Raw genomic sequence first — 20,088 nt, forward strand, 5'->3', positions numbered from 1 at the left:
ATGCCCCATTGGGTGCGCACTATGGCCGGGCCGGTGAACGCCGTCATTGGCCGTTTCACCTTCACGCGCTATCTGCTGGCCAGCATCTGCGCCCTGTCGGGCGACTTTGCGCTGTTCATGATGTTGAACCATATGGGCCTGCCGCCCGCCCTCGCCGCGCTTGGCGGCTATTCGGGCGGACTTGTCCTGCATTGGCTGATCAGCGTTCGCTTCGTCTTCGAAATGCCGCAACCGGCCACCCATGCGCAGCGCATCGCCTTCATCGCCAGCGCGCTGATCGGCATGGCGATCACCATGACGGTGGTCGGCGGCTTGAGCGGCCTGGGCCTGTCGCCCGCAATGGCCAAGCTGATGGCGGTTCCGGTCAGCTTCCTGTCCGTCTATGCGATCCGGAAATATGGCATCTTCGCCCGCGCTTGAATCCAGCTCCCTTCCCGTCAAACCCCTGATCGCTCGCTGGCAGATCGGCGTCGGGGTGTTGCTGGCCTGGCTTTTATGCTGCGCCGTCATGCTCTGGCTGTCGCGCAACGGCCTGACGAGGCTTGATTTCCGCGACCCCGACGACGCCATGCGGTTGCAGCAGGTCCGCGACTGGCTGCATGGGCAGGGTTTCCGGGATGTCAGCCAGCATCGCGTCAATCCGCCGATGGGGGGACCGATGCATTGGTCGCGCATCGTCGACATGCCGATCGCCGCGCTGATTCTTTTGCTGCGCCCGCTATTGGGAACGGCGGCGGCGGAACTCGTCGCCTGTGCGTTGGCGCCCCTGCTGACGCTGGGCGCGCTGACCGGCACGCTTTTCCTGGCGGTCAGGCGGGCCACCGGCAGAAGCGTCACCGCCCTCCTCGCGCTGGTCCTGCTGCTGACGACGCCCACCATATTGGTCCAGTTCACGCCGCTTCGGATCGACCATCATGGGTGGCAGATCTGGATGGCCGCCATGGCCCTGTGCGGAGCGATGGACGGGCGCCGCGCCAGGGGCGGCGTCACGGCGGGACTGGCGCTGGCGGTCTGGCTTCAGATTTCCAGCGAAGCCTTGCCCTATGCCGCGCTGTTCGCGGGCGCCTTCGCCCTGCGCTACTGGCTTGACGCGGGGGAGGGGGCGCGGCTGCGCGCCTTCGCCGTCACGCTTGGCGGCGGCGCGCTCGCCCTGCTGTTGGTGCTGCGCGGTTTGCAGGCGCCGCTGATCCGGCAATGCGACGGCCTGTCGGCGGCCTATGTCTGGCCGCTCATGGCCTTTGCGCTGGCGATGCCCCTGGCCTTGCGCCTGCTCGGTTCAGCCTCGATCCAACGTCGTTTCCTGGCGACGGCGGCAGGGGGCGTCTCTGCGATCGGCCTGTTCCTGCTGACCGGGGGCGCATGTCTTTCGGGCGATCCGTTCAAGGCCCTTGGCCCCGTGGCCTATCGCCTCTGGTATCTGCAGGTGAAGGAAGGCCGCCCGATCTGGGAACAGGGCCTGTTGATGGGGGGCATCATCCTCCTTCCGGCGGTGATGGGCCTGATCGGTACGATCTTCGCCGCCAGGGCGACCAGGGACCGCGAAGCGCGGGAAGGCTGGATCGTCATCGCGCTGTTGCTGGGCGGCGCCATCGCCGTCGCGATCCTGGTGCTGCGCGCCATGTCGGTGGCGCATGTCCTGGCGCTGCCGGGCATCGCATGGCTGCTGCTGACGATATTCCAGCATATCCAGACCTGGACGAAGGCCGCGGCGAGGATATTGGTGACGGCGGCCGTCGCCATATTGTTCACGCCGGCGGGCCTTTGCGGGGCGTGGGTTCTGATCGCGAGCGGCGTGGCGGAGAAGGAGCAGCCCGAAACCGTCAATTGCCGGACGTCGGCCATCTTGGCGTCGTTGCGCGCCCTCCCCAAAGCGACCTTGTTCGCCCCGCTCGATCTGGGCCCCGACATCCTCGTGCAGACCAGCCATAGCGTGATCGGCACGGCCCATCATCGCAACGCGGTCGGCATCACCACCGTGATCGAAGGGTTCACCGCTACGCCCGACAAAGCCCAGACCATCATCATGGGCCTGAATGGCGGGAAAGGCGCGGACTATATCGTGACCTGCCATGAACTGAACGAGGTCAAGCATTATCGCGCGGATTTCCCGCAGAGCCTGGCCGCGGTCCTGGCGCGCAACAAGCCGCCACGCTGGTTGCAGCCCGTCCCCGGCAAGGGGCCGCTCCGCATCTACAAGGTCGTGGCTCAGCCCGGCACGAAGGTCAGCGCGACGCCGTTCATGCAGTAACGCTTTCCGGTGGGCTTCGGCCCGTCGTCGAAGACATGGCCCAGATGCCCGCCGCAACGGCTGCAATGCACCTCGGTGCGGGGATAGCCGAGTTCGAAATCGCGTGACGTGCCGACGGATCGGGGCAGGGGCGCCCAGAAGCTGGGCCAGCCTGTGCCGCTATCGAATTTGGTCTTTGAACTGAACAGCGGTTGGGCGCAGCCCGCGCAGGCGAAGGTGCCCGGACGATGTTCCTTGTTGAGCGGGCTGGTGAAGGGATGTTCGGTCGAGCGCCGACGCAGCACCCGATAGGCGAGCGGACTCAGCCTTTTGCGCCATTCCGCATCGCCGAGGGCGAAGGGATAGGCGGCTTCGGCCCTGCCCAGCCCCGATTGCCACAGGACAAGCATCGTCGCGGCGCAGCCGCCGATGCCGAGAAATCGCCGCCGATCCATGGACAGCGTCATAGCTGGGTCAACCTGTCGCGCTTCTGAATAGCTGTTTCCACCAGCCGCCGCCCGATTTCAGCACATGGCGGCGGAACAGCAGCACGCCGATGCGGATGATCAGCCCGACCCAGAGCATCTGCCAGGCGATGGCGAGCAGATGGGGCCAGAGCGCGTCCGACTGCGCCGCCCGCGCGATCATGGCGAAGGGGGAGGAAAAGGGCAGGATGACCGCCGCGATTTCCGGCGGCGATCCCATCTTGTCGACGGCGTAGGTGGCGAAGAAGAAGATCAGCATCTGCCCCATGGTGACGGGCATGTTCAGCGTCTGCACTTCGCGCACCGTCGCCGCCTGCGCGCCGATCCCCAGGAAGAGGGAGCCGAGCAGCGTATAGGCCATGGCGAAATAGACGATGGCAAGGATCAGGAAGGCCGGCCAGCCGACGGCAGGAACCGGCAGGCCGACGCCGGGGGGCTTCAACGCCAGGAACACGCTGAAGGCCGTCGCGCCCCAGAAGAGGATGCCGACGAAGCTCATCGCCAGCATCGCCATCAGCTTGCCCAGGAAGATCGCGTCGACCGGCACGGCGGCGGCCAGTATCTCGATGATCTTGTTCGTCTTTTCCTCGACCAGATTGGACAGGATCATGCCCGCCAGCAATATCGTCAGGAAGAAGATCACGATCTGGGCGATCCGTCCGATCACCAGCCTGCCCTGGGTCTGCGCGCCGACGCTGGTCGCGACCTGCTGCGCCTCCACATGCACCATATGCAGCGACTTTTCGGCCATCGCGGCGCTGGCGAGCAGGCTGATGTCACCCTCCAGCCGCTGGATATCCTGCGGCTGGCCGGTCATCACCGGCCGGGCGGGGGAGCCGGACACGATCACCATGACGTCGGCATTCGCCTTCGCCAGTTGAATGCGGGGCGCGGGCGACAGGGGCACGCCGCGCAGCACAGGCAGCCCTTGAGGCCCCATGCGTTCGGCCAGCCGGGCGTGGGCGCGCTGCATCCGCGCCGTATCGGCGGGCGACATGGCGATGCCGACGACCGGGCGCAGGTCGGTGGTGGAGATCCGGTCGCCCAAGCCGCCGAACGCCATGCCGATGACGATGGGAAACAGCGGGCCAAGCAGGAAGAAGATGAAGGTGCGGGACAGCACGACGGCGGTGAAATCCCGCCGGGCGATGACGAAGGCGGCGCGCAGCATTTCGGTCATGCCGCTTCCTCCCGCGCCTGATCGTCCCGCATCTGCCGCGCCGCCGCTTCCCCGGCGATGGCGACGAAGGCGTCGTGCAGGCCGGGCCGCTCGATCGACAGGCTTTCGATCCCGGCATTGCTGTCGAGCAAAGCGCGCAGCAGCGGTTCGATGCCGTCCTGCGGCAGGGCGAAATGCCATGTGCCGTCCTGCGCCAGGGTTTCGGCGGGCAGGGCGCGGCGCCAGCCGCCGTCGCTGGCGCGGGTGCGCAGGCGGACCTGCGGGCGCAGGCGGTTGCGGGCATCGTCCACCGTGCCTTCGAAGCGGACGCGGCCACCCGCGACGATGGCGACCCGTTCGCACAGCCGTTCGGCATGGGCGATGACATGGGTGGAAAAGAGCACCGTCACGCCGCGCCGGGCCTGGTCGCGGATCAGCGCCTCCAGCTTGCCCTGGTTGAAGGCGTCCAGGCCGGAAAAAGGCTCGTCCAGGACGATCAGGCGCGGTTCGTGGATGATCGTGCCGAAAAGCTGGACGGTCTGGGCCATGCCCTTCGACAATTGGCGGATCGGCTTTTCGGCGGAGGCGCCCATGCCGTAATCCGCCAGCATGGCGCGGGCGCGTTCCCGCCCGGCCTTGAGCGGCAGGCCGCGCAGCGCGCCCATGAAGGCGACCGCCTCGAACGCCTTCATCGAGGGGTAAAGGCCGCGTTCTTCCGGCAGATAGCCGACATTGCGGGCCTGACGCAGCGGAACGGCATCGCCCAACAGGCTGCGCGACCCTTCATCGGGGTCGATGATGCCCAGCAGGGTGCGCAGCATCGTCGTCTTGCCCGCGCCATTGGGGCCGAGAATGCCGTAGATCGACCCGGCGGGCACGGCGATGTCGATGCCGTCGACCGCCCGGAAATCGCCGAATGTCTTGACAAGACCATGGCCTTCGACGGCATAGGTCGGTTGAGGAACCCCGATCATCGGCCTCTGATAGTCGCATCGCATGCCAACGCAAAACGAAACATTGGAACAGCGGCTTAAGGCCGAAGCGTCGCGGCTGGGCTTTGCCGCCTGCGCCATCGCGCGCTCAGATGCCGCGCCATTGGCAGGGAAGCGGTTGGAGGCTTGGCTGGACGCCGGGCATCATGGCGACATGCTGTGGATGGAGGAACGCGCCGGGCAGCGGGGGTCGCCGCAAGGGCTGTGGCCCGATGTGCGCAGCGTCGTCATGCTGGGGATGAGCTATGCGCCGGGGCGCGATCCCCTGGCCCTGGCGGAGGTCGGCGACCGGGGGCGGATTTCGGTCTATGCGCAGGGGCGGGATTATCATGACGTCGTCAAGAAGGGGCTGAAGGCGCTGGCCCGCTGGCTGGTCGATCAGCAGCCGGGCGCGCTCAAGGTCTTTGTCGACACCGCGCCGGTGATGGAAAAGCCGCTGGCGCAGGCGGCGGGGCTGGGCTGGCAGGGGAAGCACAGCAATCTGGTCAGCCGTGTCCATGGAAGCTGGCTGTTCCTGGGGGCGATCTACAGCGAGATCGCGCTGGTCCCCGATGCGCCGGAGGAGGACCATTGCGGCAGTTGTTCCGCCTGTCAGGCGGCGTGCCCGACCGATGCCTTTCCCGCGCCCTATGTGGTCGATGCGCGGCGGTGCATTTCCTACCTCACCATCGAGCATAAGGGACCGATTCCGGAGGAGTTCCGGGCGGCGATCGGCAATCGCATCTATGGCTGCGACGATTGTCTGGCGGTGTGTCCGTGGAACAAATTTGCCGATCGTGCGGCGGCGAACCGGGCCTTTGTCGGGCGGGCGGAGCTGGCGGCGCCGGAACTGGGCGATCTGCTGGCGCTGGAGGATGCGGGTTTTCGCGAGATTTTTTCAGGCTCTCCGATCAAGCGGATCGGGCGGAACCGGATGGTGCGCAACGCCGCCATCGCGGCGGGGAACAGCGGCGACAGGCGGCTGATCGGGCCGTTGCAGGCGCTGGTGACGGACGACGATCCGGCGGTGGCGGAGGCAGCCGATTGGGCGTTGGCGCGGCTGGCCTAAAGCTGGTCGTGGGGACGCGGCACTTCAACTAAAGCCGGTCATTTCGCCTGAAGCGCCGCCGCGCAACTCGCCGCGTCCACATCCGTGCCCGTGGGCGTGCGCGCATCGACATGGGTGACGAGCGGTTCCTTCCCCTGCGGCGGGAGGTAGAGATAAGCGTCCAGCACGCAGCGCCCGTTGGCGAATTGCAGCTTGCGCATGGTGCTTTCGCGGATGTCGAGCCGGGGCTGACCGAACATCTGCACGAGATGCCGGGCGTCGGTTCCGATCAACAGGCCGGGCCGGGTGAAGGCGCTGGCAGGCGGACCGGCGGGCGGGCGGGCGATCTGGGTGGCGGGCGGCGGCACCACGCCTCCACAGGCTGCGAGGGTCGAGGACAGGGCTGCGGCGAGTGCCGGATGGAGGCGGGTCATGGCATTTTCCTTCGGGCACCGTGCAGCATGTGGACCGCCATAGCCGCGCTCCAGATCGGCGCAAGCAGGTTGAGGATCGGTACAAGGAACAGAAGCGCCGAGACGAGGCCCATGAGCCACCGGCTGCCGCGCGGGATGGGCGGCAGGTCGGGATGGCGCGGCTCGACCATGTCGGCCAGGTCGCGGCCCAGCAGGGCGGCGTTGAGGATCAGGAACAGGCCGATGGTGCCGACCCCCGTCACCAGCAGCAGCGCATAGGCAGGCACCGCCAGCAGGTTCCAGCCGACGGCCCGCAGGAGGGAGCGCAGCGCGAAATGCAGGCTGCGCCCCCAGCCGACCGGGCAGGCGCGGGCGGCGGCTTGCGGATAGCTGTCGCGTTCGACCGCGCCGATGATGTCGTCCGCGAACAGGTTCATGATGGCCATGGCGGTGGCGCGGAACAGCAGCCAGGCGGCGGCGATCATCACCATCGCGGTGGCCGTCGCCTCCGCCAGCCCGCCCCATTGCGCGTCCCAGCCGAAATGCAGCCGGGCGGCGTGAATGCCGCTCCACAGCGCGGCGGCGAGCAGCGCGAAGGCGAACAGGGTCAGCAGCAGCGTCTTGAGCAGCAGGCGCAGCGCGGCGCCGTGGAAGATCGAGGGAAAGGCCCGGAAGGCGGCGGTCAGGATCATGATGCAAGCTATTCCCGGCTGCGGGCGCAGCGTCAATCAGCGGCGTTGCGTGGCGCGTCGCGGATCGGTAGAGACGGCGGGATTTTCCCCCCCCATTCACGAAGGATATTGCGTGACCGCTGCTGCCCCCACGCTTGATGTTGTCGCCATCGGCAACGCCATTGTCGACGTGCTCGCCCGGAGCGACGACGCTTTCCTGGCCGAACATGCGCTGACCAAGGGCGGCATGCAGTTGATCGACGCGGAAACCGCCGAGAGCCTTTATGCCGATATGGGCGCGGGCAAGGAGATCAGCGGCGGATCGGCGGCGAACACGCTGGCGGGGCTGGCGGCGCTGGGCAAGAAATGCGGTTTCATCGGGCAGGTCAATGACGACCAGTTGGGTGCGGTCTTCGCCCATGACGTCAGGGCGCTCGGCATCCGTTACGACACGCCGGTGATGCAGGGCGACGTGCCGACGGCGCGTTGCCTGATCCTGGTGACGCCCGATGCGCAGCGGACGATGAACACCTTCCTGGGGGCTTCGCAATTCCTTCCACAAGCGGCGCTGGACCTGGACCTGATCCGGTCGGCATCGATCCTCTATCTGGAGGGCTATCTCTGGGATCCGGAGCAGCCGCGGGCGGCGATGCGCGCGGCGATCGACGCGGCGCGGGGCGCGGGGCGGAAGGTCGCCTTCACCCTGTCCGACAATTTCGTGATCGACCGGCATCGGGCGGACTTCATCGACCTGATCGACCAGGGGATGATCGACATCCTCTTTTCCAATGAGGGGGAAATCCAGTCGCTGGCGCGGGTCGACGATTTCGAGAAGGCGGTGGCCGCCATCGCGGCGAAGGTGCCGGTGCTGGTGTCGACGCGCAGCGAGAAGGGCGCGATCGCGGTGGTCGACGGCGTGCGGTACGAAGCCTTCGCCGCGCCGGTGGCCGAGGTGATCGACACAACCGGGGCGGGCGATCTGTTCGCGGCGGGCTTCCTTGCCGGTCATCTGGAGGGGCTGGAGGTCGAGAAGTGCCTGAAACTGGGCGCGGCGGCGGCGGCCGAGGTGATCTCCCACTGGGGGGCGCGACCGGAAGAGGATCTCAAGGCGATCCGGGCGAAGACGCTGGGATAAGCGGCAGGGGCCGGGCGGAAGTCCGGCCCTTTTCCAATCACGTCGCCTTCTGCTTCCTGAACAGGGCGCGGTCGTCCGGGCCGAAGCCCCAGCGCCAGATGACGACGCCATAGACACCCAGGATAGTGAATACGCCGAAGACCAGTTCCACCCATTCGAGGCTGGGTGGCAGGGCGACGAAGGCGGCGCCGACGACGCATGCCACCCCCGAAGCGCCAAGCAACGGCCAGCGCCAGGCGTTCACCTTCGCGCCGAGCAGGTGGGAAAGCAGGCGCGCCTTCACAAGAGCGCTGACGCCGAGCGCCATGCTGAGCGCGAGGGCGGGCGCGGCGGCGAGCGCCATGTCGTGGAAGCCAAGGCGCTTTGCGAGGAAGATCAACGCGAAGCTCAGCCCAGCCTGCAAACCGATCATCAGCAGCGAGATCATCAGATTGCGGTGTCGGGCGATATAGACCAGCGCGGATTCGCTGACGACGGCGGTGGCCGCGACCACTTCGGCCAGCAGCAGGAAGGCCAGCGCCCCGGTTCCGCCGACGAAATGCGGACCGACAAGGCCCATCACCGCCTCGCCGGGGATGCCGAGCGCCAGGGCGATTCCCGCCTGCGCGGCGATGATCCAGAAGCCGACCTGGCTGACCTGGCGGGCGATGGCGTTGAGATTGCCCTCCGCCAGGTTGCGGGTGATGACGGGGCCAAGGATCGGGTCGAAGCTGGTCTTCAGTTTCTGGGGCAGGGAGGCGACCTGCTGCGCGACATAGTAGATGCCGACTATCGCCGGGCTGACGAACAGGCCGAGGATCGCCATGTCGAGGCGGCGGGAACCCCATTCGACGCCGTCCGCCGCCGCAAGGGGCAGGTTCCGCCGCGCCAGCCGCCACAGCCTGCCGACATCGGGACGCCAGCCATAGGGAATGCCGTAATGGCGGGTCATCGGAATGATCGAGGCGACCAGCGCGGCGATCATGGAGACGACATAGGACAGGATCAGGCCGTCGCGGGTCGAATAGAAGGCGAAGGCGAAGGCGCCGATGCTGATCGCCCAGGGTTCGATGATCGAACGGGCGCGCACGGTGGCGCCGATGTCGAAACGATAGGCGCAGGCGGCCAGCGCCACGTCGGACCCCGCCACCGCGATCACGATCAGCGCGAGCAGCCGGTCGAGGCCGTTGATGCCGCTGTTCGGGAACATGGCCTGCGGGAAGACGACCAGGAGCGCGCTGCCGATCAGGGACGCGATCAGCGTCACCAGCATGGCGTCGGTCACGACATGGCTGTGCGGGCGTTCGGTCTGGGCGAGCGCGCCGGCCAGGCCGCGCTTCAGGCCCAGGGTGGCGAGCTGGGCGATGAACTCCACCACCAGCACGGCATAGGCGAAGCGGCCCAGCGCATCCGCGCCATACCAGCGACCGGCGATGAACAGGAAGGGCAGGCGCGCGGCGAGGCGGAGCAGAAAGCCGAACACATTGGTCCGTCCGCCTTTGGCGAGCGCCGCAATGTCATCCTGCTGCGCGGGAGAGGCCCCTTCAACCGGCAACGAACTATGGTCCCCCTGTGACATCGATGCTGTGGTGTTTTTTCTGGAGCCGGACTGTAGCAATATCTGGAATGAGCGCGAGTTTTTATTCGGCGCGCAGCGGACGGGCGAGCAGCGCGTCGATCACCTGGGCGAGCGGCGCGGCGTCTTCGAGCAGGGCGCAGACGGCTTCGACCACGGGCATTTCGACCCGCGCGGCGCTGGCCGCTTCGCGCAGGACGGGAGCGGTGAAGGCGCCTTCCGCCACGGTCCGGCGGTTGGAGAGGAGGTCGTCGGCGGACTGCCCCTCGCCCAGCCCCTTGCCCAGCGAGAAGTTGCGGCTGTTGGTCGAGGAGCAGGTAAGGACCAGATCGCCAAGGCCGGAAAGGCCCCCGAGGGTTTCGGGGCGAGCGCCTCTGGCAAGGCCGAAGCGGGTCATTTCCGCAAAACCCCGGCTGATCAGCGAGGCGCGGGCGTTGAGGCCCAGGCCAGCGCCCTCCGCGACGCCGCAGGCGATGGCGAGGACATTCTTCACCGCGCCGCCAATCTCCGCGCCGACCACATCGTCGGAGAGATAGGGACGGAAAGCCGGGCGGGCGATGCGGGCGGCGATCTTGCCCCCCAGATCGGCGTCGGCGCAGGCCAGGGTGATGGCGGTGGGCAGGCCCCTGGCCACCTCATGGGCGAAGGTGGGGCCGGAAAGGACGGCGATGGGGGATGTCGGCTGCGCTTCCGCCGCGACTTCGGACATGAGCAGGCTGGTGCCCGCTTCGATGCCCTTGGAACAGAGGATGAGCGGGGTGCCGGCAGGGGTTTGCGCGACGACCCGGCGCAGATGCTGGGCGGGGCTGACGATCAGCAGCATGTCGCGATCGGCCATGTCGGCCATGTCGCCGGTGGCTTCTATCGAGGGGCTGAGCGGGATTTGTGGCAGGTAAAGCGGGTTCTGCCGGTCCTTGTTGACGGCCTCCACCACTTCGGGTTCCAGCGCCCAGAGGCGGACATGCTGCCCGCCCGCCGCGAGGGTCTGGGCGAGCGCGGTGCCCCAGGCGCCTGCTCCGATGACACCTGCTTTCAGGGATGGGGCCTTCATGCTTTCACTCCTGCTCCGCGCGCTTTTTCCGCGCTGGGGTCCAGCGGCCAGCGAGGGCGGGCCGGGACGGTCAGATCGTCGATCAGTCCTGCGGCATAGCGCTCCGCTCCGGCCCAGGCGATCATCGCGGCATTGTCCGTACAGAGCCAGAGCGGCGGGGCGACGAAGGGCAGGTCGTGCTTGGCCGCCAGCCCTTCCAGGGCGGCGCGGATCGACTGGTTGGCGGCGACGCCCCCGGCGACGACGAGGGCGGTGATATCCTTGAGGTCGGCCAGTTGGCGCTCCGTGCGGTCGACCAGGCAGTCGATCACGGCCTGCTGGAAGCTGGCGGCGATGTCCTCGGTCGAATATTGGCCGGATTGGGCGGCGCGCATGACGGCGCTTTTCAGGCCCGCGAAGGAGAAATGGGGTTCCGCCGTGCCGACCAGCGGGCGCGGCAGCGGGACGGCCTTGGAATTGCCCTGGGCGGCGGCCTTCTCGACCGCCGGGCCGCCGGGATAGCCCAGGCCCAGCAGCTTGGCCGTCTTGTCGAAGGCTTCGCCGCTGGCGTCGTCTATGGTGGTGGCAAGCCGGGCATAGTCGCCGGGGCCGCGCACATGGAGCAACTGGCAATGGCCGCCCGACACCAGCAGCAGCAGATAGGGGAATTTCAGGCTGGGATCGGCCAGGCGCGGCGAGAGGGCGTGGCCTTCCAGATGATTGACCGCGATCAGCGGCTTGTTGGCCGCATGGGCAAGCGCCTTGCCGGTGACCAGGCCGACCATCACGCCGCCGATCAGGCCGGGACCGGCGGTGGCGGCGATCACGTCGACATCGCTGAGGGTAAGGTCCGCGTCCTTGAGCGCCGCTTCGATCAACGGCGCGAGCGCCTCCACATGGGCGCGGGCGGCGATTTCGGGGACGACGCCGCCATAGGGGCGGTGCGCCTCCTCCTGCGTGGCGAGGCGGTGGGCCAGGATCCTGCCCTCCGCCGTCACCAGCGCCGCCGCGGTTTCGTCGCAGCTTGATTCCAGGCCAAGGATGATCGTCATTGTCGCTTCCATCTAATGTCCGCGACCATTAGAGCAAGCGAGATCATGCAAAAGCCCCAGACTCCCCTTCGCCTTGGCACCCGTGGTTCCCCGCTTGCATTGGCGCAGGCGCATATGACGATGGCGGCGCTGCGCGCCCGCCATGGCTGGGATGAAGGCGATATCGAGATCGTCGTGGTGCAGACCAGCGGGGACAGGATACAGGACCGGGCGCTGGCCGATATCGGCGGCAAGGCGCTGTGGACCAAGGAACTGGACCGGGCGCTGACAAGCGGCGAGATCGATTTCGCGGTGCATTCGATGAAGGATGTGGAGACGATCCGGCCAGCCGAGATTCGGATCGCCGCGATGCTGCCGCGCGCGGATGTGCGGGATCGGCTGGTGGGCGTGGAAAGTTTCGAGGCGCTTCCCGAAAAGCCGGTGGTCGGAACCAGTTCTCCCCGCCGGGCGGCGCAGGTGAAGCGCTTGCGGCCCGATGCGGAGGTCGTGCTGTTTCGCGGCAATGTGGCGACGCGCCTCGCCAAGCTGGCGAAGGGCGAGGCGCATGCCACCTTGCTGGCTGCGGCGGGTCTGGACCGGCTGGGCCAGGGCGATGTGGGCGTGACGATTCCGGTAGAGGTCATGCTGCCCGCGCCGTCGCAGGGCGCGGTGGGGATCGAGACGTTGAGCGGCAATGCGGCGATGCTGGAATGTCTGGCGGCGATCAGCGACGCCGACACCTTCGACTGCGTCATGGCGGAACGGGCGGTGCTGGTCGGGCTGGGCGGCACCTGTCATTCCCCGATTGCGGCGCTGGCGCGGCTGGAGGACGGGAAGATCCATCTGCGCGCCGAGATCATCAGTCCTGACGGGCGGGAAACGGTCGGGGATTGGCTGCGGATCGAGCGGGACGATAGGACGGCGGCAAAGGCCATGGGACGCGGCCTGCTGGATCGGGCCAGTCCGGCGCTGCGCGCCCTGTTCGAGGCGTGAGGCCGCTCGTCATTCTGCGGCCCGAACCGGGCGCCGCCAAGACGGCGGAGCGGGCGGCGGCATTGGGGTTGGAAGCGCGGGTCATTCCGCTGTTCGCGCCGCGGGCGCTGGAATGGGACGCCCCCGCCCCGGATCGCTTCGACGCCCTGCTGCTGACCAGCGCCCATGCGGCCCGGCTGGCGGGGGAACGGCTGGCCGATTACCGGAGCCTGCCCGCTTATGCGGTCGGCCGGGCGACGGCGAAGGCGCTGGAGGCGGCGGGTTTCGCGCAGGTCGTCGCCGGGGATGGCGATGGCACCGCCATTGCGCGGCGGATCGCGGCGGACGGGCATGGCCATGTGCTGCATCTGGCCGGGCGGACGGTCGCGCCGATCGATGCGGGCGCGCTGCGGATCGACCGGATCGCCGTTTATGAGATGCTGCGGACCGGCGATGCCGGGCTGGCGGAACGGCTGGAACGGGACAATGTGCTGTTGGTCCATTCGCCGCGCGCCGGGGAGGTGCTGGCTCAGCTTGTGCAGCGGGAACAGCGCGCCGCCCTGCACCTGATCGCGATCAGCCCCGCGGCGCTGGCGGCCTGCGGCGTCGGCTGGGCCAGCGCCCAGACGCCCGACAAGCCCGATGATGAGAGGATGCTGGCCCTTGCCGTCCGATTATGCGAATGATTCGCCTCTTATGGAGGAAAGGCCCTTGATGAGCGACACGGACGGCGCGGCGAACAGCGTGACGGTATCGCCCCCCGTGCGTCGGCGTGGTTCCTGGCTGACGGCGTTGCTGGTCCTGCTCGCCTTCGCGGTCGGGGTCGTGCTGACCGTTCTGGCACTGCCGCGAATCCAGCGATGGAATGCGCCGCAACGGCAATCGGCGCTGGCCGATCCGTTGCTGAACGGCGTCGCGCCAGGCGCGCCCATGCGTCCCTTGTCGGCGGATGCCGCGCAGATGCTGGATGCGCGGGTCGTGCAACTGGAGGAACGGCTCAACCGCATCACCGTGGAGGCGCAGGCGGCGTCCGGCAATGCGGCGCGGGCGGAGGGACTGCTGGTGGCCTTCGCGGCGCGGCGCGCGCTCGATAGCGGGACGCCGCTCGGCTATATAGAGGGGCAGTTGCGCCTTCGCTTCGGACAGGCGCAGCCGCGGGCCGTCGCGACCATCATCAACGCGGCGCGGGAGCCGGTGACGTTGGCCGATCTGCGCGCCGGGCTGACGGCGGTGGCTGACCGGGTGACGGTGCCGCCCGCCGATGCAAGCTGGTGGCAGGCGCTGGAGCATGAGGCGCGGGAGATCATCACCATCCACAGGGCGTCCACCCCTTCCCCCCGGCCGCAGGCGGCGCTGGACCGGGCGATCCGCTATCTGGACGGGTCGCGGGTCGGCTCGGCGCTGGCGGAGGTGGAGCAGATGCCGGGGCGGGCGGCGGCGGACCGCTGGATGCAATTTGCGCGGCGCTATATGGAGGCGCGGCGGGCGCTGGACCTGATCGAGACGGCCGCGATCCTGGAACCGCGCCAGTTGCGCGCCGCCGATGGGGCAGCGGTGGCGCAGACCTCTCCGCTGGCGCCCTGAACCCGCTGTCACAAACGATGAACCGTTGATTCCGATGGATGAAAGTCCATGGACTCGGCGGTCCATGTCATGAGAATGTCATTTTCCCCCTTGGGAAAAGGAAAGACATTGTCGTGCCCCCTTATGCCAACGTCATCGCCAGCTTCTGGAAGGGCCGTCTAGCCAACGGCCCGCGCGCGGCCGAACGGCCGTCGCTCCAGCATCTGCTGGGCAATGCGTCGGTGCCTTTCGATCTGGCGCGGGCGCGGGCGCAATCCGCCGATCTGGCGCGGGCGATCCAGGGCGATGGACGGCAGGTGCTGCTGATCCCCGGTTTCATGGCGGGCGAACAGCGGATGGAGCCGTTGCGCGCCGTGCTGAACGCGGCGGGCTATGATGCGCATGGCTGGGGCATGGGGCGCAATTTCGGGCCGAGGCCCGACAGTCTGGAGCGGATCGACCGGCGGGTGGACGCCATCCGCCGCGAGACGGGCGCCAGGGTGACGCTGGTGGGCTGGAGCCTGGGTGGGCTGTTTGCGCGGGAATATGCGAAATATGCGACGGAGAAGGTCGGCGGCGTGGTGACGATGGGCACGCCCTTTTCCGGCGATCCCCGCGCCAACCATGCCTGGCGTCTGTATCAACTGGTGTCGGGCTTTCCCGTGGACCGGCCGCCCTTTGCCTGCAATCGCGAGGAAAAGCCGCCAGTGCCGACCGTGGCGCTATGGTCGCGGCGCGATGGCGTGATCCTGCCGCGATGCGCCAAGGGCCGCGCCGGGGAGCGGGATCGGGCGATCGAGGTCGACTGCACGCATATGGGCTTTGCCGTATCGCCGGAGGGGATTTTGGCGGTGGGCAAGGCGTTGGAGGTTGCGCGGGGTTGAGGCCTGCCGGGCTTTGCCTTGGGTCGATTTAGGTGGAAGGCGGATATTGAAAGCCGTCATCCCAGCGGACGCTGGGATGACGATATTATCAACGTCCGCTTCTATAAGAATTTCAGCCGGGCCAGCGCTTCATCCCTGCCGATCAACGGCAGCATCTGCCCCATGTCGGGACCATGATCCATGCCCGTCAGCGCGCGGCGCAGGGGCAGGAACAGCGCCTTGCCCTTGCGGCCTGTCTCCGCCTTCAGCGCTTCGGTAAGGGTGCGCCAGATGGCGGCGTCGAAGGGCGCGGCCGACAGGGTCGCATGCGCGAGGGCCAGGAAATCGCGGTCCTCCTCCGCCGGGGCGGGCGCGTCGATCGGGCCGGTGACGATCCGCCACCAGTCGGCCGCGCCCGCGACGGTCTCCAGATTGGGGCGGATCGCTTCCCAGGCGGTTTCGTCCATGGCTTCGGGCAGGCGGGCCGCGACGGCGGCATAGGGCAACAGGTGGACGATCTTCTGGTTGAGGGTCGCCAGTTCCGCCTCGTCGAAGCGCGCCGGGGCGCGGCCGAAATGGGTGAAGTCGAAGCTGTCGATCAGCGGCTGCATGTCCGCGAAGGGTTCGACCGGCATCGAACTGCCAAGGCGCGCGAGCAGTGAGGCGATGGCGGCGGGTTCCAGGCCGATTTCACGGAAATGGGCGACGCCCAGCGAACCCAGACGCTTGGAGAGCTTGCCTTCGCTGCCCGTCAGCAGGGCTTCATGCGCGAAGGCGGGCAGGCTGGCGCCCAGCGCCGTGAACATCTGGATCTGGGTGGCGGTGTTGGACACATGATCCTCTCCCCGCAGGACATGGGTGACACCCATGGCGATGTCGTCGATCACCGAAGGCAGCATGTAGAGCCAGCTTCCATCGGCGCGGCGGATGACCGGGTCGGAAAGCAGCTTTGGATCGAAGCGCTGTTCGCCGCGGATCAGGTCGGTCCAGGCGATGGGCTGGCCATGGTCCAGCCGGAAACGCCAATGGGGCCGGCGGCCCTCGGCTTCGTAAGCCGCGATCTGGTCCGGGGTCAGGGACAGGGCGGCGCGGTCGTAGACCGGGGGCAGGCCCCGGCCCAGCAGCACCTTGCGGCGCAGGTCCAGTTCCTGCGCCGTTTCATAGGCGGGATAGACATGGCCCGACGCCTTGAGCGCTTCGAACCGCGCCTCGTAAAGAGCGAAGCGGTCGGACTGTTTCTCCTCACCGTCCCAATGCAGGCCGAGCCAGCGAAGATCGGCCTTGATCGCCTCTGCATATTCGGGGCGGGATCGTTCGAGGTCGGTGTCGTCCAGACGCAGCAGGAACTGGCCGCCGCTCTTGCGCGCCCACAGCCAGTTGTGAAGCGCGGCGCGGATATTGCCGACATGCAGGTTGCCGGTCGGCGATGGGGCGAAGCGGGTGATGACGGTCATAGGTTGCCGTTACAAAGTTCGGAAAGCGTTGGTGATCGGATAGCGGCGGTCGCGGCCGAAATTGCGCATGCCCAGCTTGACGCCGGGGGGCGACTGGCGGCGCTTATATTCGGCGACGTAGAGCAGGCGCTCGATGCGGGCGACGATGTCCTTATCGAAGCCGCGGGCGACCAGTTGCTCGACCGACAGTTCCTCCTCCACCAGGCCGTAGAGGATCGGGTCCAGCACCTCATAGGGGGGCAGGCTGTCCTCATCCTTCTGATTGTCGCGCAGTTCGGCGCTGGGCGGCTTGGTGATGACGCGCTCGGGCATGACCGGGCCTTTGGGGCCGAAGGCTTCGCCCAGGGACGGCATATTTGCGTTCCGCCAGCGGCACAGGTCGAACACGGTGGTCTTGTAGGCGTCCTTCAACACCGAATAGCCGCCCGCCATGTCGCCATAGATGGTGGCGTAGCCGACCGACATCTCGCTCTTGTTGCCGGTGGTGAGCAGCATATGGCCATATTTGTTGGACAGACCCATCAACGTCACACCCCGGATGCGGGACTGTATATTCTCCTCGGTCAGGTCGCGCTGGCGGCCGGTGAAAACCTCGGCCAGCATGGAATCGAAGGCTTCGACCGCCGGTTCGATCGGAATGGTGTCGTAACGGACGCCAAGCAGCCGGGCGCATTCGACGGCGTCGTCCAGGCTTTCCCGGCTGGTGAAGCGGGACGGCATCATCACGCACCAGACCCGGTCGGCGCCCAGCGCATCGACGGCGACGGCGGCGGAGAGGGCGGAATCGATGCCGCCCGACAGGCCAAGGACGACGCCGGGGAAGCGGTTCTTGTTCACATAGTCGCGCAGGCCCAGGACCATGGCGTTATAGATGTCGGCCGGGCGCTCATCCAGCAGGTGGCGCTCGCCGGGCAGGCAGACCCACTGGCCTTCCCATTTTTCCCAGGTCGTGATGACCAGCGCCTCTTCCCAATCGGGAAGCTGCCGGGCGATGCTGATGTCGCCGTTCATCACGAAGGAAGCGCCGTCGAACACCAGTTCGTCCTGCCCGCCGACGCGGTTCAGATAGATGAGCGGCAGGCCGGTTTCGCGGACGCGGGTGCCCGCGACGGCGTTGATGCGTCGGTCGTCCTTGTCCACCTCGAACGGGGAGCCATTGGGGCTGATCAGGATTTCGGCGCCCTCCGCCCGCAGATGCGCGGTGACGAAGGGGAACCAGATATCCTCGCAGATCGGCACGCCGATCTTCACGCCGCGGAAGTCGATGGGCGCGGGCAGCGGGCCGGGCGCGAAGAGCCGCTTTTCATCGAATGTGCCGTAATTGGGCAGTTCGCGCTTCTGGCGGATGGCGGTGACCGCGCCGCCCTCCAGCAGGGCGACGACGTTGAACAGGACGCCGTGCGACGCGACCACGGTGCCGACCAGCATGGCCGGTCCGCCGTCCGCCGTCGCCTGGGCCAGACGATCCAGTTCGTGATTGGCGCGGTCGACCAGAGCGGGCTTCAGCACCAGATCCTCAGGCGGATAGCCGATCAGTTGCAGTTCGGGATAGACGATGAGGTCCGCATCCATCGCCCGCGCGCGCCATTCCAGCATCGCGTCGGCGTTGGCCTGCAGGTCGCCCACCGACTGCGTCATCTGGGCGAGGGCTATCACAAGTTTGTCGGTCATATCGAGCGCCCCTAATGCATTTTGCCGTAAGGCGCAAAAGCGCCTTTTCAGCGAGAGGTTGCACCGCTAAAGGGGCCGCGTTCCGACAGCGTCATCAATATGTCACGGGGGTTTGGCCATGAAGCTCATGACCGGCAATTCCAATAAGCCGCTCGCGGCCGCCATAGCCGACTATATCGAAATCCCCCTGACCGACGCGAGCGTCCGCCGCTTCGCCGACGAAGAGGTTTTCGTGGAAATTCATGAGAATGTCCGCGGCGAAGACGTGTTCGTGCTGCAATCCACCAGCTATCCCACCAACGACAATCTGATGGAATTGCTGATCATGATCGACGCGCTGAAACGCGCCTCGGCCAAGCGAATCACGGCGGTCGTCCCCTATTTCGGCTATGCCCGGCAGGACCGGAAGCCCGGCCCGCGCACGCCGATCTCGGCCAAGCTGGTCGCCAACCTCATCACCACGGCGGGCGCCAACCGCGTGCTGTCGGTCGATCTGCATGCGGGTCAGATCCAGGGCTTCTTCGATATTCCCACCGACAATCTGTTCGGTGCGCCGGTCATGTCGGCGGACATCCAGGCACGCTTCGGCGACAAGAATATCATGGTCGTGTCCCCCGACGTCGGCGGCGTGGTGCGCGCGCGGGCGCTGGCCAAGCGGCTGGACAACGCCCCGCTGGCCATCGTCGACAAGCGGCGGGAGCGCGCCGGCGAATCGGAAGTCATGAACATCATCGGCGACGTGAAGGGTCGTTTCTGCGTGCTGATCGACGATATCGTCGATTCGGCGGGCACGCTCTGCAACGCCGCCGCCGCGCTGAAGGCGGCGGGCGCCGAGGATGTGGTCGCCTATGTCAGCCATGGCGTGCTGTCGGGCGGAGCGGTGGCCCGCGTCGAGGCGTCGGAACTCAAGGAACTGGTCATCACCGACTCGATCCAGGGCACCGATGCGGTGAACAATGCGAAGAGCGTCCGCCATCTGCCGATCGCGCCGCTGCTGGGCGAGGCGATCAAGCGCATCGCGGACGAAAGCTCGGTTTCCAGCCTGTTCGATTGAGGCTTTGCGTCACCCCGGCGGGAGCCGGGGTCTCTTGCGGAAGCAAAGTCGCGCCGCGCGACTGTCAGCCCGTCGGCAGCAGAACCAGCGGCACGCTCAGGAACAAGATCAACGTCACGATGATGCGCTGACCGCGTGAAATGCCGAGCGGCTTTTCGCGCCAGATCATCGGGCAGCTCAGCAGCGCGAGCAGGAACAGCATGCCCGACAGCATGGCCGATCCACCGGTGGGCATGTCCTGCCGCAGCGCCAGGGCGCCGAACAGGGCGATGAAACTCACGATCCAGCCTAACAGCGCCACGCACGACTCCCTTTATTGTCAGGGAGGATAGACGGCGGAAGTTGCTGAACCTTAAACCTTCCAGGGGTCGTAGCTTCCAAAGCTCCAGACATTGCCTTCGGGATCGAGCGCTTCATAGCCGCGACCCGGATAGCCGATATTGTCATGCGGTTCGTGGACGACGATCGCCCCTTCGTTCCGGGCGTGGAGGCAGTGGGCGTCCACATCGGGCACGACGACATAGATGCAGGTGGTGACGCCGCCCACTTCCCTGGCCGTGGTCCAGTTGTAGAGCGATTCGGCCTCTCCGTCGCGGGCGCTGCCCAGCATCACCATGCCGTCCCCCAGCACCAGTTCGGCATGGTGGACGATGTGGGGATCGCCCTCATCCTCATAACTGGCGCGCACTTCGAAACCGAAGGCGCGGCATAGGAACTGTATCGCGGCGGGCGCGTCGGCATAGCGCAGGCCAGGGATGACGGGTGAACCGGGCATCGAAATCCCTC

21 protein-coding genes are annotated in these 20,088 nt (G+C 67.3%); 9 read left to right on the plus strand and 12 right to left on the minus strand.

Going from position 1 to position 20,088, the window contains the following annotated elements; all coding sequences use genetic code 11:
- On the plus strand, positions 1 to 420 hold the full coding sequence (locus NUH86_RS14420; protein WP_267250131.1) for a GtrA family protein: 420 nt from the start codon (positions 1 to 3) through the stop codon (positions 418 to 420).
- Positions 398 to 2,248: a hypothetical protein gene (locus NUH86_RS14425; RefSeq protein WP_267250132.1), complete on the plus strand. Its 1,851-nt coding sequence runs from the start codon at positions 398 to 400 to the stop codon at positions 2,246 to 2,248. Before NUH86_RS14420 ends, NUH86_RS14425 begins: the two co-directional genes overlap by 23 nt.
- Here NUH86_RS14425 and msrB read toward each other — a convergent pair.
- The 3 genes from msrB to NUH86_RS14440 are packed head-to-tail and all read right to left on the minus strand — an operon-like array spanning position 2,206 to position 4,845.
- Complete coding sequence (gene msrB, locus NUH86_RS14430) at positions 2,206 to 2,694, minus strand: peptide-methionine (R)-S-oxide reductase MsrB (protein WP_267250133.1); 489 nt, start codon at positions 2,692 to 2,694, stop codon at positions 2,206 to 2,208. The genes NUH86_RS14425 and msrB overlap by 43 nt on opposite strands.
- A 7-nt stretch (positions 2,695 to 2,701) precedes the next feature.
- Entirely contained in the window at positions 2,702 to 3,892 is a 1,191-nt protein-coding gene (locus NUH86_RS14435; protein ID WP_267250134.1) for an ABC transporter permease, read from the minus strand.
- Positions 3,889 to 4,845 (minus strand): ABC transporter ATP-binding protein, encoded by a 957-nt coding sequence (locus NUH86_RS14440; protein WP_267250135.1) that lies wholly within the window; start codon positions 4,843 to 4,845, stop codon positions 3,889 to 3,891. The genes NUH86_RS14435 and NUH86_RS14440 overlap by 4 nt, the downstream gene beginning before the upstream one ends.
- A gap of 22 nt (positions 4,846 to 4,867) precedes the next feature.
- Here NUH86_RS14440 and queG point away from each other — a divergent pair, with 22 nt between their 5' ends.
- Positions 4,868 to 5,911, plus strand: coding sequence for a tRNA epoxyqueuosine(34) reductase QueG (queG, locus tag NUH86_RS14445; RefSeq protein WP_267250136.1), 1,044 nt, complete (start codon positions 4,868 to 4,870; stop codon positions 5,909 to 5,911).
- 38 nt (positions 5,912 to 5,949) lie between these two features.
- On the opposite strand, the gene NUH86_RS14450 is transcribed toward queG, so the two are convergent.
- Together NUH86_RS14450 and NUH86_RS14455 are read right to left on the minus strand one after the other, a co-directional pair.
- Positions 5,950 to 6,324: a hypothetical protein gene (locus NUH86_RS14450; protein ID WP_267250137.1), complete on the minus strand. Its 375-nt coding sequence runs from the start codon at positions 6,322 to 6,324 to the stop codon at positions 5,950 to 5,952.
- Positions 6,321 to 6,995, minus strand: a complete 675-nt coding sequence (locus NUH86_RS14455; protein ID WP_267250138.1) for an EI24 domain-containing protein — start codon at positions 6,993 to 6,995, stop codon at positions 6,321 to 6,323. Before NUH86_RS14455 ends, NUH86_RS14450 begins: the two co-directional genes overlap by 4 nt.
- A gap of 112 nt (positions 6,996 to 7,107) precedes the next feature.
- Between NUH86_RS14455 and NUH86_RS14460 the strand changes: the two genes are divergently transcribed.
- Positions 7,108 to 8,109, plus strand: coding sequence for an adenosine kinase (locus tag NUH86_RS14460; protein WP_267250139.1), 1,002 nt, complete (start codon positions 7,108 to 7,110; stop codon positions 8,107 to 8,109).
- 37 nt (positions 8,110 to 8,146) lie between these two features.
- Here NUH86_RS14460 and NUH86_RS14465 read toward each other — a convergent pair whose 3' ends face one another.
- The 3 genes from NUH86_RS14465 to tsaD form a co-directional block, all read right to left on the minus strand.
- A complete protein-coding gene (locus tag NUH86_RS14465; protein WP_416365330.1) occupies positions 8,147 to 9,667 on the minus strand; it encodes a lipopolysaccharide biosynthesis protein in 1,521 nt (506 codons plus the stop codon).
- A gap of 61 nt (positions 9,668 to 9,728) precedes the next feature.
- Positions 9,729 to 10,700 carry an NAD(P)H-dependent glycerol-3-phosphate dehydrogenase gene (locus NUH86_RS14470; RefSeq protein ID WP_267252154.1) on the minus strand — a complete coding sequence of 324 codons (972 nt, stop codon included), beginning with the start codon at positions 10,698 to 10,700 and terminating at the stop codon, positions 9,729 to 9,731.
- An 11-nt stretch (positions 10,701 to 10,711) separates the two neighbouring features.
- Entirely contained in the window at positions 10,712 to 11,746 is a 1,035-nt protein-coding gene (gene tsaD / locus NUH86_RS14475; RefSeq protein ID WP_267250141.1) for a tRNA (adenosine(37)-N6)-threonylcarbamoyltransferase complex transferase subunit TsaD, read from the minus strand.
- A 45-nt stretch (positions 11,747 to 11,791) separates the two neighbouring features.
- On the opposite strand from tsaD, the gene hemC reads away from it, so the two are divergent.
- The 4 genes from hemC (at position 11,792) to NUH86_RS14495 (ending at position 15,144) form a co-directional block, all read left to right on the plus strand.
- Positions 11,792 to 12,718, plus strand: a complete 927-nt coding sequence (hemC, locus tag NUH86_RS14480; protein ID WP_267250142.1) for a hydroxymethylbilane synthase — start codon at positions 11,792 to 11,794, stop codon at positions 12,716 to 12,718.
- Positions 12,715 to 13,383 carry a uroporphyrinogen-III synthase gene (locus NUH86_RS14485; protein ID WP_267250143.1) on the plus strand — a complete coding sequence of 223 codons (669 nt, stop codon included), beginning with the start codon at positions 12,715 to 12,717 and terminating at the stop codon, positions 13,381 to 13,383. Before hemC ends, NUH86_RS14485 begins: the two co-directional genes overlap by 4 nt.
- A gap of 10 nt (positions 13,384 to 13,393) precedes the next feature.
- Positions 13,394 to 14,281 (plus strand): hypothetical protein, encoded by an 888-nt coding sequence (locus NUH86_RS14490; protein WP_267250144.1) that lies wholly within the window; start codon positions 13,394 to 13,396, stop codon positions 14,279 to 14,281.
- 113 nt (positions 14,282 to 14,394) lie between these two features.
- Positions 14,395 to 15,144: an esterase/lipase family protein gene (locus NUH86_RS14495; RefSeq protein WP_267250145.1), complete on the plus strand. Its 750-nt coding sequence runs from the start codon at positions 14,395 to 14,397 to the stop codon at positions 15,142 to 15,144.
- Between the two features lie 101 nt (positions 15,145 to 15,245).
- Here NUH86_RS14495 and gltX read toward each other — a convergent pair whose 3' ends face one another.
- Positions 15,246 to 16,577, minus strand: a complete 1,332-nt coding sequence (gltX, locus tag NUH86_RS14500) for a glutamate--tRNA ligase (RefSeq protein ID WP_267250146.1) — start codon at positions 16,575 to 16,577, stop codon at positions 15,246 to 15,248.
- 9 nt (positions 16,578 to 16,586) lie between these two features.
- Positions 16,587 to 18,248: an NAD+ synthase gene (locus NUH86_RS14505; RefSeq protein ID WP_267250147.1), complete on the minus strand. Its 1,662-nt coding sequence runs from the start codon at positions 18,246 to 18,248 to the stop codon at positions 16,587 to 16,589.
- A gap of 118 nt (positions 18,249 to 18,366) precedes the next feature.
- On the opposite strand from NUH86_RS14505, the gene NUH86_RS14510 reads away from it, so the two are divergent.
- Positions 18,367 to 19,302, plus strand: a complete 936-nt coding sequence (locus tag NUH86_RS14510) for a ribose-phosphate pyrophosphokinase (RefSeq protein ID WP_267250148.1) — start codon at positions 18,367 to 18,369, stop codon at positions 19,300 to 19,302.
- Between the two features lie 64 nt (positions 19,303 to 19,366).
- Here the strand turns inward: NUH86_RS14510 and NUH86_RS14515 are convergent, their stop codons facing one another.
- Positions 19,367 to 19,603 (minus strand): hypothetical protein, encoded by a 237-nt coding sequence (locus tag NUH86_RS14515; protein ID WP_267250149.1) that lies wholly within the window; start codon positions 19,601 to 19,603, stop codon positions 19,367 to 19,369.
- Between the two features lie 51 nt (positions 19,604 to 19,654).
- Entirely contained in the window at positions 19,655 to 20,077 is a 423-nt protein-coding gene (locus NUH86_RS14520) for a VOC family protein (protein WP_267250150.1), read from the minus strand.
- Positions 20,078 to 20,088: the final 11 nt, after the last annotated feature.

The organism is Sphingobium sp. JS3065, from assembly GCF_026427355.1.
Classification (GTDB): Bacteria; Pseudomonadota; Alphaproteobacteria; order Sphingomonadales; family Sphingomonadaceae; genus Sphingobium.

Bases quoted from the DNA above. Each gene is read 5' to 3' on its own strand.
- queG (WP_267250136.1), top strand. From the start codon at position 4,868: ATGCCAACGCAAAACGAAACATTGGAACAGCGGCTTAAGGCCGAAGCG.
- NUH86_RS14520 (WP_267250150.1), bottom strand. From the start codon at position 20,077: ATGCCCGGTTCACCCGTCATCCCTGGCCTGCGCTATGCCGACGCGCCC.
- NUH86_RS14455 (WP_267250138.1), bottom strand. From the start codon at position 6,995: ATGATCCTGACCGCCGCCTTCCGGGCCTTTCCCTCGATCTTCCACGGC.
- msrB (WP_267250133.1), bottom strand. From the start codon at position 2,694: ATGACGCTGTCCATGGATCGGCGGCGATTTCTCGGCATCGGCGGCTGC.
- tsaD (WP_267250141.1), bottom strand. From the start codon at position 11,746: ATGACGATCATCCTTGGCCTGGAATCAAGCTGCGACGAAACCGCGGCG.
- NUH86_RS14435 (WP_267250134.1), bottom strand. From the start codon at position 3,892: ATGACCGAAATGCTGCGCGCCGCCTTCGTCATCGCCCGGCGGGATTTC.
- NUH86_RS14505 (WP_267250147.1), bottom strand. From the start codon at position 18,248: ATGACCGACAAACTTGTGATAGCCCTCGCCCAGATGACGCAGTCGGTG.
- NUH86_RS14465 (WP_416365330.1), bottom strand. From the start codon at position 9,667: ATGTCACAGGGGGACCATAGTTCGTTGCCGGTTGAAGGGGCCTCTCCC.
- gltX (WP_267250146.1), bottom strand. From the start codon at position 16,577: ATGACCGTCATCACCCGCTTCGCCCCATCGCCGACCGGCAACCTGCAT.
- NUH86_RS14450 (WP_267250137.1), bottom strand. From the start codon at position 6,324: ATGACCCGCCTCCATCCGGCACTCGCCGCAGCCCTGTCCTCGACCCTC.
- NUH86_RS14490 (WP_267250144.1), top strand. From the start codon at position 13,394: ATGGAGGAAAGGCCCTTGATGAGCGACACGGACGGCGCGGCGAACAGC.
- NUH86_RS14425 (WP_267250132.1), top strand. From the start codon at position 398: ATGGCATCTTCGCCCGCGCTTGAATCCAGCTCCCTTCCCGTCAAACCC.
- NUH86_RS14510 (WP_267250148.1), top strand. From the start codon at position 18,367: ATGAAGCTCATGACCGGCAATTCCAATAAGCCGCTCGCGGCCGCCATA.
- NUH86_RS14440 (WP_267250135.1), bottom strand. From the start codon at position 4,845: ATGATCGGGGTTCCTCAACCGACCTATGCCGTCGAAGGCCATGGTCTT.
- hemC (WP_267250142.1), top strand. From the start codon at position 11,792: ATGCAAAAGCCCCAGACTCCCCTTCGCCTTGGCACCCGTGGTTCCCCG.
- NUH86_RS14420 (WP_267250131.1), top strand. From the start codon at position 1: ATGCCCCATTGGGTGCGCACTATGGCCGGGCCGGTGAACGCCGTCATT.